This window comes from Paenibacillus mesophilus (genome assembly GCF_005938385.1).
Lineage (GTDB): Bacteria > Bacillota > Bacilli > Paenibacillales > NBRC-103111 > Paenibacillus_AB > Paenibacillus_AB mesophilus.
Map to the genome: position 1 here is coordinate 21363 of NZ_VCRA01000046.1, position 10748 is coordinate 32110.

General features: G+C 54.8%; 7 protein-coding genes. All 7 read right to left on the minus strand.

What is annotated here, in order from left to right; translation table 11 throughout:
• Positions 1 to 11 precede the first annotated feature (11 nt).
• The gene (parE, locus tag FE783_RS35440; protein ID WP_138884135.1) at positions 12 to 1964 is read right to left on the minus strand and encodes a DNA topoisomerase IV subunit B; all 1953 of its coding nucleotides are present in this window, start codon (positions 1962 to 1964) and stop codon (positions 12 to 14) included.
• 361 nt (positions 1965 to 2325) lie between these two features.
• A complete protein-coding gene (locus FE783_RS35445; protein WP_238403385.1) occupies positions 2326 to 3324 on the minus strand; it encodes an ABC transporter permease in 999 nt (332 codons plus the stop codon).
• Complete coding sequence (locus FE783_RS35450; RefSeq protein WP_138884129.1) at positions 3317 to 4282, minus strand: ABC transporter ATP-binding protein; 966 nt, start codon at positions 4280 to 4282, stop codon at positions 3317 to 3319. The genes FE783_RS35445 and FE783_RS35450 overlap by 8 nt, the downstream gene beginning before the upstream one ends.
• Positions 4283 to 4296: 14 nt before the next feature.
• Entirely contained in the window at positions 4297 to 5097 is an 801-nt protein-coding gene (locus tag FE783_RS35455) for a GDSL-type esterase/lipase family protein (RefSeq protein ID WP_138884130.1), read from the minus strand.
• Positions 5098 to 5238: 141 nt separating this feature from the next.
• Entirely contained in the window at positions 5239 to 6522 is a 1284-nt protein-coding gene (locus FE783_RS35460) for a glycoside hydrolase family 18 protein (RefSeq protein ID WP_138884131.1), read from the minus strand.
• 174 nt (positions 6523 to 6696) lie between these two features.
• Entirely contained in the window at positions 6697 to 8475 is a 1779-nt protein-coding gene (locus FE783_RS35465; protein WP_238403387.1) for an ABC transporter ATP-binding protein, read from the minus strand.
• 77 nt (positions 8476 to 8552) lie between these two features.
• Positions 8553 to 10322 carry an ABC transporter ATP-binding protein gene (locus FE783_RS35470; protein WP_138884132.1) on the minus strand — a complete coding sequence of 590 codons (1770 nt, stop codon included), beginning with the start codon at positions 10320 to 10322 and terminating at the stop codon, positions 8553 to 8555.
• Positions 10323 to 10748: the final 426 nt, after the last annotated feature.

Here is a 10748-nt window from a genome sequence, read left to right on the forward strand (position 1 = left end):
TGTAAAAATGGTTATTCCTCGTACTCCGTGAAGTCGACATTCTCGATGATCCACCGTTTGCGCGGGTCCACCTTGTCTCCCATCAGCGTCGAGACGCGGCGTTCGGCCTTGGCGGCGTCCTCGATCTGCACTTGGAGCAGCGTGCGCGCCTCGGGATCCATCGTCGTTTCCCACAGCTGCTCGGGGTTCATCTCGCCAAGCCCCTTGTAGCGCTGCAGCTCGACCGATTTGCCCAGCTCCTTCATAACCTGGCCGAGCTGCTCGTCGGAAAACACATATTTCATAACCGTGGATTTCCCGGATTTCTTCGTCACTTTGTAAAGCGGCGGCTGGGCGATGTATACTCTCCCCGCGTCGATCAGCGGCTTCATGTACCGGTAGAAAAACGTCAGCAGCAGCACCTGGATGTGCGCCCCGTCCGTATCGGCATCGGTCATAATGATCACTTTGCCATAATTGATCTCATCGAGCTCGAATTCGGAGCCGACCCCCGCACCGATGGCGGCGATGATCGCTTTATACTCGTCATTTTTTAAAATATCGCCGAGCTTCGCCTTCTCGGGATTCATCGGCTTGCCCTTCAAGGGCAGTATCGCCTGGTGCCGGGAATCGCGTCCCTGCTTGGCCGAGCCGCCCGCCGAGTCGCCCTCGACGATGAACAGCTCATTGCGCATATAATCTTTGGACTGCGCCGGGGTCAGCTTGCCGCCTAAGTTCGAGCTTTCGCTCTTCCCTTTCTTGCCGTTGCGCACTTCCTCGCGCGCCTTGCGGGCCGCTTCGCGGGCTTTCGCCGACTGCACCGCTTTTTTGAGCAGCAGTTGGGCCACTTGCGGGTTTTCCTCGAGGAAGACGGCCATCTTCTCGGAGACGACCGCATCGACCGCGCTGCGTGCCGAAGCGCTGCCGAGCTGGTCTTTCGTCTGTCCGACGAATTCGACCTCGCCCATCTTGATATTGATGACGGTCATCATGCCTTCGCGCAGGTCGACGCCTTCGAGATTTTTTTCTTTCTCCTTCAGCAGGCCCGCTTTTCTCGCATATTCGTTCATCACCCGGGTGTAAGCGGTCTTATAGCCCGTTTCGTGCGTACCGCCTCCGCGGGTCGGAATCGAGTTGACGAACGAAGCGATCGTCTCGGTATAGCCGTCGTTGTACTGGAACGCCACTTCCACTTCGATATCGTCTCTTTCGGCGACGAAGTGAATGACATCGTGCAGGACAGTCTTGTCCTCGTTCAGAAATTGCACGAACTGCTTCGCCCCGCCCGCATATTCGAACATTTCCTCGTTGCCCGACCGTTCGTCCTTGAGCGTTACTTTAAGCCCCGAATTCAGAAAGGCGATTTCCTGCAGCCGCTCCGACAATGTGTCGTAGTTGATCGTCGTGCCGCTTTGAAACACCCGCTTGTCCGGTTTGAACGTAATCTGAGAGCCCGTACGATTCGTGTTGCCCAGCACCTCGAGCCCGGTAACCGGTTCTCCTACGTGCTCCTTGCCGTCCTTGTCGACCCAATACTCGAACCGCTGCCGATGCGTCTTGCCGTCGCGCCAAATTTCCACCTCGAGCCATTCCGACAACGCGTTCGTAACCGATGCGCCGACACCGTGCAGTCCCCCGGATTTTTTGTATCCGCCGCCGCCGAACTTGCCGCCGGCATGCAAAATCGTAAAGACGACCTGTGGCGTAGGAATGCCCATTTTGTGCATGCCTGTAGGAATGCCCCGGCCGTTGTCCCGTACGGTGACCGATTGATCTTTATGTATAATGATGTCGATTTTCGTGCAATGCTTGGCAAGATGCTCGTCGACCGCGTTGTCGACGATTTCCCAGATGAGGTGATGGAGGCCCGAAGCGCTCGTGCTGCCGATGTACATCCCCGGCCGTTTGCGTACGGCTGTCAAACCTTCCAGAACCTGAATATCGTCCGCATCGTAACCGGTAGATGGCCCGTCCGGAGCCGGAATTCCTGCCGGCTGCCGTTCAACGGAAAGCTTGCCTCCGCCGCTAACCGCCGCTTTGCCGCTTCCCGAAGGGCCTGCCGATTTTTTGCCGTCCGACGATGCCGGTTCCGAAAATAAGTCCAACTGTTCTGCCAATCCGCGCGCCCCCTATTCTCTGACTTAGAAACTTTAACGGAATAACGCAGCCGCTCTCTGGCGACCGGGACTTGCCGGTCCACAAAGCCCCGGCCGTCAGTCAGGGAGGTAATTCCGTTAAAGCCCCTTAGTTGTTCAACTATTATGCATTATACTCAAAGCGTTATGCTTTTACCATGCCCCCTGCGGAAAAGCTCGAGAAATAGGCCGAACCTCCTTATTCCTCAGCTCAATTCAAAATGTCTTTTCTCGTAAAAACGAAGAACGATACGATCAGCGAGGCGAGCCCCCACACGGCCAGCACAGTCATCGAGAAAGCGAGATCCATCCCTTCGATCGGCGGCATCCGGCCCGACAAATAATCGGTCAGCGTCAAGTTGACCATAAATAAATATTTGGCCGTCTCCCACGACGAAACCATATTCGTCAAAATGCTTCCGGCGATAAGCACCGCCAGCATAATTCCCATGCCCGCGGCCGTGCTCCGGACGAGAACCGATACCATCAGAGACATCAATCCGACGATAAGCGCCGCGAACCAAACGAGTCCGAGCTGCATAAGCATGTACAGCCATTGCGGAACGGGATGCACATACGTCAAGTCCACTTCGGAGCCGACGATTTTGAAGCCCGTGAACGAAGGTAGGTTCCAGCCTCCATAACCGAACACGAGACCGGATATCAAATAAGCGAGCGCCATCGTGGCGAATACGGTCAACGAAATGTAGAAGATAAGCGCGATATATTTACTTGCCAGCACCTTCCACCTCTGGACGGGCCTTGTAAGCAGCAGCTTGATCGTGCCGGTCGAATGCTCGGAGGAGACGAGGTCGGAGGCAAGAACCATGACCATGAGCGGAATGAACAGGCCGATCGCGTTCGCCACGAAGGTGCTCGTAAAGGTGACGCCGTTAGGAGCTTTCGGATCGACATTTTTGTCCAAGTAATATTGCAGTACCTTGACCTGCACGCGCATATACTTTTTCCACTCTTCGGGCACCCGGTTGCTGGCGAGACGGTTCGTATAATCGTTGATTTGCTGCTGGGTCACGAGCCGCCAATCCTGCGAGCCGAACTGCTTCTTGTTGTTTTGCGCCACTTTCATTTGCGCATAGGTGAACATCGGAATAAGCGCGGCGAGGATGAGCAATATGACGAGAAACCGTTTTTTCTTCCATATTTTGATCGTTTCGTTTTGTACCAATGGATAGAGGCCGATGTTATTCAATTTTCTCCCCCTCCGTTACGCGCAGAAACAGCTCTTCCAGCGTCGGATTGACGATCTGGATGCCGGATATCCGGATTCCTGCCGCGACCAGCCTTTCATTGAGACCGGGTATCAGCTCCTCGTTCATCTGAACGGTCAAACTCCGGCGGTTCGTCTCCGCATCCGCATCCGAATCGGGACTCTCGTGCACCGAGTCCACCAGTTCCACGCCCTCGGCTTGCGCGAGCAGCTCGCGCGCGCGTTCATACGGCTCCGCGCTCCACCTGACCGTGCTGCCGTGCTGCCGCAGCAGCTCGTCCACCGCCCCGACGGCGATGACGCTTCCGTGGCTGATGATCGCGACCCGATCGCACATCTGCTGAATTTCGCTCAGCAAATGGCTCGAAACGAACAGACTCAACCCTTCGGACGCAAGCTTCCGGATAAAATCGCGCATTTCTTTAATGCCCTGCGGATCGAGCCCGTTCGTCGGTTCATCGAGAATGAGCAGACTCGGGCTGCCGAGCAGCGCTTGGGCGATGCCAAGCCGCTGGCGCATGCCGAGCGAGTAGGTCCGGACTTTATCGTAAATGCGCTGATCGAGACCTACGATCTCGGTTACTTCGCGAATCCGTTCGGCGGTAACGCCCGGAATCATCCGGGCAAAGTGTTCGAGGTTTTCCCATCCGGTCAAATACGAGTACAGCTCCGGATTTTCTACGATACAACCGACGTGGCGGAGCGCTTCGGTCGGCTTCTTGGTGATGTCGTAGCCACCGAGCATAATCGAGCCTTCGGTCGGCCTGATCAGCCCGACGAGCATGCGGATCGTAGTCGTCTTGCCGGAGCCGTTCGGACCGAGAAATCCGAATATTTCGCCGCGCCGCACGTCGAAGGATACGCCCTTGATGATCAGCTTGTCTTTGATTTTCTTCTTCAGGCCGTTGACGGACAATACGACCGACGGATCACTGGACATGATGCCACCCTCCCTTATTCGAGCGCCTGCACGACGCGGTCGGCGATCCGGACATATCCTTCCTGGTTCGGATGGAAGTGATCGCTGTACATGTATTTCTCAAAGTTGAACTGGAATAAGTCGAATGTCGGCACGTACACCATATTGCCGAACCGGTTCGCGATTTTGAGCGCCTGATCGTTCCATTCCTGGACATGGACGGAAGCCGGCCTCATCTCGGGAAGGTCATAGAATGGATTATATACCCCGACGTAGACGATTTTCGCTTTCGGGTTCAATTCCGCGAGCTTCGTCATAATTTGCTCCAGCCGTTTGAGCGGCTCCGGCATTCTTTCTCTCACCTTGGCCGGATCGAGCTCGTCCGACTGGGAATTGAGCACGTTCTGGCCGATCGCGAACAAATCGTTCCCGCCCATCGTGAAGAGCACGACGTCCGCCTTCTCGATGCCGTAAGGAATCCCCTTGGCGTTCTGCAGAGCGGCCAGCAGCTGTTCCGTGCGGGCGCCGTTAACTGCATAGTTGCCGATGACGTTGACCTGCTTCTTCGTAGCTGCGGCAAGCTTCTCCCGGACGTTCTGAACGTAGCCCTTGCCGGTTACGTCCCCGGTCCCGACCGAAAGCGAATCGCCGAGCGCCACGATATCGATCGTATTCTTTGTTTGTTCCGCGGGCTTCGGCTCTTCCGACTGCATAAATTCGGCCGGCTTCGGATTGATGACGTCATTGACGGCATAAACGAGACCGCCGATCATCAGAAGCGTCGTCAGCAGCGCGGCGGCTCCTACCGTCCTCCATAGCGTTCGCGTCGATTTCACAAGGCTCCCCTCCCCCAAACTGCAATCCTGACAAGCATATAATTCTAGATTAATGGTTCCATTCGCGATTTGCAAACTCGCTGCGGATGCGGTGCCGGAAATGCAAAGAACCTTCCCGGCAGGTCCGGGAAGGTTCGATATTCATTTTAACTTCTTGATGTTGAAGTTCGCCTCGAGCAGCGCCCAGTTCTGCGGAAAGCTTTGGCCGAGCACCCAATAGCTGATGCCGCGAAGACCGTATTCTTTAATCAAATCGAACTTCGCCTGCATGCTGCGGGCGTCCTCGAACCAGACAACATGCTCCTTGCCTTCATTGTCGTAGTAGTTAAAAAATGGAGCTTGAGAGGCAGAGTCGTATCTGATATAAGCGCCGACGTCGCGGGCCAGATTGACCGCCGCTTTCGGACTGAGCGTAGGCGCGAATTTGCCGCCTTTCACGTACGGCAGCGTCCAGTTGTATCCGTACAAGGGCGCTCCCATCAAAATTTTGTTCGGCGGGATGACCGACACGGCGAAATCGAGCACGCGCCTTACTTGCGGGATCGGGGCTACGGCCATCGGAGGACCGCCGGACCATCCCCACTCGTAGGTCATAATGATGACGAAATCGACGATTTCGCCATGCGCCTTGTAATCATGGGCTTCGTACCATCTCCCCGCCTGGGTCGCGCTTGCTTTGGGTGCGAGCGCCGTAGAGACGAGCTTACCTTCCTCGTGGACGCGGGCGGTTATTTCCCGCAGAAAAGCGTTGTACTTTTGTTTATCCTCCGGAAACAAATGTTCGAAATCGATATTCAAGGCGTAGAAGCCTTTCGCCCGAAGAGTTGTGATCACGTTGTCGATCAAAGCTTGCTTCGCTTCAGGATTATCAAATATGGCCCGGGCCTTCTCCGATGAAAACGTACCGGCTTCGAAATTGGTAATGACCATCATCGGAACCGCATTCGTATTCGCAATCGCCGAGAGTGCCGCCTCGTCTTTCGGCGGGGTCAACGACCCGTCCGTCTCCACGATGTATTGGAAAATGCTGAAGTAAGTAAGATATTCCGCCGTTTCATTGACAATAGCGCGATCTTTCTCGGCGTCGCTCGGCTGCAAGTAACCGTTCGTCTCGATCGTCCGCTTGGCGCCCTGCCTCGGAATTTGCAGCCGCTGGCCGACGTATAGCTGAGACGGGTTCGTCAAGTTGTTCGCCCGCGCGATATCTTCCATCGATACGCCATAACGGCGCGAAATCGTCCAAAGCGACTCCCCGGGCGCGACTCTATGTACCGTATCGCTAGTCGGAATAACAAGCGCTTGCCCGACAGCGAGGCGCGTAGGCTCGTCGATTTCGTTGATCCGGACGATGTCGTCAACCGACACACCGTACCGTTTGGCGATCGCCCACAGCGAGTCTCCGGGATTTACCACTTCAATTTGCATTGCTCTCCTCCTCCTCCGTTTGCCGATCCGCTGCACCCGCGAACTTCCCACTACTCCCAAGCCTATTCGACTCAGGGCTTTTACTTGCAAGTCCGGTCAGAAAAAACAGCAAAAAGAGCCCTCCAGACACACCAAGCCGTGTGCCTGAAGGACTCTAATGTACGACTCGAAGCCTCAACCCGCTTCGCTCAAAAACTTGTACTGGGCTTCGACCAAACCGAAGTATATGCCGCCGTGGCGCATCAGCTCGTCGTGCGTGCCCTCCTCCATAATGTTGCCGTGGTCCAGGACGACGATTTTGTCGGCGTTGCGGATCGTCGATAGACGGTGAGCGATAATGAAGGAAGTCCGGCCGATCAGCAGCGTCTTGAGCGCTTCCTGAATTTTCAGCTCGGTTTCCGTATCGATGCTTGCCGTCGCTTCGTCGAGAATCAGGACGCGCGGATTGGCGAGCAGCGCCCGGGCAAACGAGAGAAGCTGCCGCTCCCCCATCGACAGCATGCTGCCCCGCTCCTCCACCTGGGTATCGTAGCCGAAAGGCAGCTGGCGGATGAAATCGTGGGCGTGCACCGCCTTCGCGGCCGCCTCCACCTCTTCGTCGGTAGCGTCGAGACGCCCGAAGCGGATATTGTCGCGAACCGACCCGGAGAAAATGAATGTGTCCTGGAGCACGATCCCGACTTGCGAGCGCAAGCTCTGCAGCGTAACGTCGCGAATATCGTACCCGTCCACGAGAACGCGTCCTTCGACCGGATCGTAAAACCGGCAAAGCAGGTTGATGATCGTGCTTTTCCCCGAGCCGGTATGGCCTACGAGAGCAATCGATTCGCCGGCTTTCGCTTCCAGATTGATTCCTTTCAGAGCCGGACGGCCCTTCTCGTACTCGAATACGATATTGTCGAAACGGACATGGCCTTCGATAAGCGGCAGCGTTTCCGGTTTATCCTTCTCGCCTACGGTCGGCTTCTCGTCGAGAAACTCGAAAATCCGTTCGGACGAAGCCATCGCCACGAGCATTTGGTTGTACATTTGCCCGAGCCGGTTGATCGGCTCCCAGAAGTTGCCGATATAGTTGGCGAACGCGACGAGCATCCCGATCTTGAGCTCCTGGCTCTCGATCAAATGGGCCCCGTACCAGAACAAGATGCACGTCCCTACGGCAGCGGTCAGCTCGATGATCGGTCCGAACGACTGGTTGAGCGCGGACGCCTTGTCCCACGATTTTTTGTTGATCGTGTTCATGCCATCGAAATACTTGATGTTTTCTTTCTCCTGCGTAAAGGCTTGCGTGACGCGAATGCCTTGGATGCTTTCGGCCAGATGGGAATTGATCCGCGACTGCTTCATCCGTACGTCCTGCCACGCCCACCGGATCCGTTTCCGCAAAGAGCCGGACACGATGAACATAAGCGGCACCGTCACGATAATGGCAAGCCCGAGCTTAAAGTTAAGGGAGAGCAAAATAATAACGATTCCGAGCAGCTGCACACAATCGATCATCAGGTTGACGACACCGTTCGTAAACAAATCCTGCAGCGAGTTGACGTCGTTCGTTATACGCACGAGCACCGAACCGGCCGGCCGCTTGTCGAAGAAACGGAACGACAGCTGCTGGATATGGCTGAACAGGGCGTACCGCAAATCATAAAGAACCTTTTGTCCGATTACGTTGATGTAACGAATCCGGTAATTGTTGACGAGCCATTGCAAAATGTAAAGCCCCAGCATCGTGGACGCGTAGATCAACAGCAGATCGCCGTCTTTGTTAAATATCGCGATGTCGATCGCCAAGCTGATCAAGTAAGGAATGGCCAGCTTCGATAGCGTGCCGAGTATCATCGTGACGAGAATGATCGGCAGCAGTTGGCGTCGGTAAGGCTTCAAGTAAGACCCCATCCGTTTCAGCTGGCCCCAATCGAACGCCTTCTCCATCTTGTCGTCGTCCTGGTACACGAAGCGATCCTGCCCCGGTGTCTTCCCGTTCGTCTGCTTGTTCTGTCGTTCTTCTTCGGAATGTTCCTTGGACCGGCTCAATTGGCCACCCTCCGTTCCTTTTGTTCCGCGAAATCCGGATGATCCGAATATTGGATTTTGTACGTTTCGAAATAATGTCCTGGCTGACGAAGCAGCTGCGCGTGCGTGCCGCGCTGAATAATGCGCCCGCCGTCCAGAACGATAATTTCGTCGGCATGCTTCAAGGACGAGATGCGGTGGGCGATGATAAACGTCGTGCGCCCTTTCATCAGCTCCTGGAAGCCGGCTTGAATTTCATGCTCCGTCTCCATATCGACCGCGCTCGTAGCGTCGTCCAGAATCAATATTTTCGGGTCCTTGATCAGCGCCCGGGCAATCGCGATCCGCTGCTTCTGTCCGCCCGAAAGGCCCATTCCGCGTTCGCCTACGATCGTGTCGTAACCGAGCGGCAGCTCCATGATGAAGTCATGGGCTTTGGCCAATTTGGCGGCCCGTACGATTTCTTCGTCCGTGACGTCCTTGCGGCCGTACGATATATTGTTGCGGATCGTGGAGGAGAACAGAAACGTCTCCTGAAACACGAGCGCGATTTGCTGGCGCAAGCTCTCGATCTTGACGTCTCGGATGTCTTTGCCGTCCAGCGTAATGCGGCCTTCCTTCACGTTATAGGCGCGCAGAATGAGCTGGATGACGGTCGATTTCCCGGAGCCGGTGCCGCCGAGCAAGCCGATGACGGAGCCGGCCGGCGCTTCCAGATTGAAGTCGGTGAGCGCAGGCTGCTTCTCGGGATACGCGAACGTGACATGGTCGAAGCGGATCGAGCCTTTTACTTCTTCGGGCCGCAGCGCGACCGCCGTATCTTTGTCTTTTACATGTACATATTGATTCAATATTTCCAAAACCCGCTCGCCCGAAGCCTTGGATTGGGTGTAGTTGTTAATATGGAACCCGATATCGCGCATCGGTGCGATAATATACCAGATGAAGCTGAAAAATGCGACCAGCTCGCCAAGCGTCATCGAGCCGTTAATAACGAACATTCCGCCCGTCGTCAGCAAAATGGCCACGCACACCGACGACAGCAGCTCCATAAGCGGGAAAAATTTGGCCCACGTGTGGGACAGGCTGATGTTGCTTTCTTTAAACTCCCCGTTGCGGATTGCGAACTTCTCCACTTCATACGGCTCGCGCGCGAACGATTTGACGGTGCGTACCCCGTTAATATTTTCTTGCACCGCCGTCGTCAAGTTGCTGTTCGCTTGACGGATCGAGCGGAAGCCCGGATGGATTCTTTTCTCCAGCCTCAAGGCGGTGAACACGAGGAACGGCATCGTGACGAACGTGATCAAAGTCAGCTTCCAGTTCATCGTAAGCATCATGACCGATCCGAATATAAACATGAGGAACACGTTCATAAGCTGGGCGAAACCGAACCCGATAAACTGGCGGATTCCTTCCAGGTCCGCGGTCAGACGGGACATGAGATCACCCGTTTTGGCCCGGTCGTAATACTGGAACGATAAATATTGCAGCTTCTCGTACAGGGCGTTGCGCAAGTTGAAGGCGACCCGGTTGCCGAGCCGGCCTCCGGTAAAACCGTGGGTAAACGCGAACGATGCTTTGACGGCTACAACGGCTACGACAAGCAGCGCTAGATAGGGCGCCCATTCGAACTGTTCCTTCTTGATGACTTCGTCGATGAGGTATCGGAGCAAGTGAGGGTACACAAGCCCCAAAGCGGTGGAACACATCAAACAGACAATCGAGATGAACAGCAAGTACCGGTCATTCCAGTAATATTGCTTTAATTGCTTCAAGACGTTCATTTTCGCCCTCCTAGCCGGCTGCTTTCCAATTTTCTTAATGAATCTTAACACCATCCCTAGGTTCGAGCAATCCACTGAAACGGTAGAAACGTTCAATATCCCCCTAATACCCACGAAATGTGACGAAAACGGGAAGGAATCCACAAGATTCTTCCGTTTCATCTGAATACGCGGATATGGATACGCTTTCACGAAACTTGTGAAAAATAGGTGACAAACGCTCGCCGGATCGGCAAAAAAGCGGTTTCCATATCCCGGAAAATAGGTTTCTAAAAGAAAAAAACCGGACGATAGTCCGGTCAGCCTGTTGATTAACCTCAACAGGCTATTTTTTTGGTTTCTTTATCTATTCACCGCGTTAATGTGGTATAATATAGCTATCCTATTTAGGCGGTGATTGCATGCTTCGCTCCAATCCACATGCAC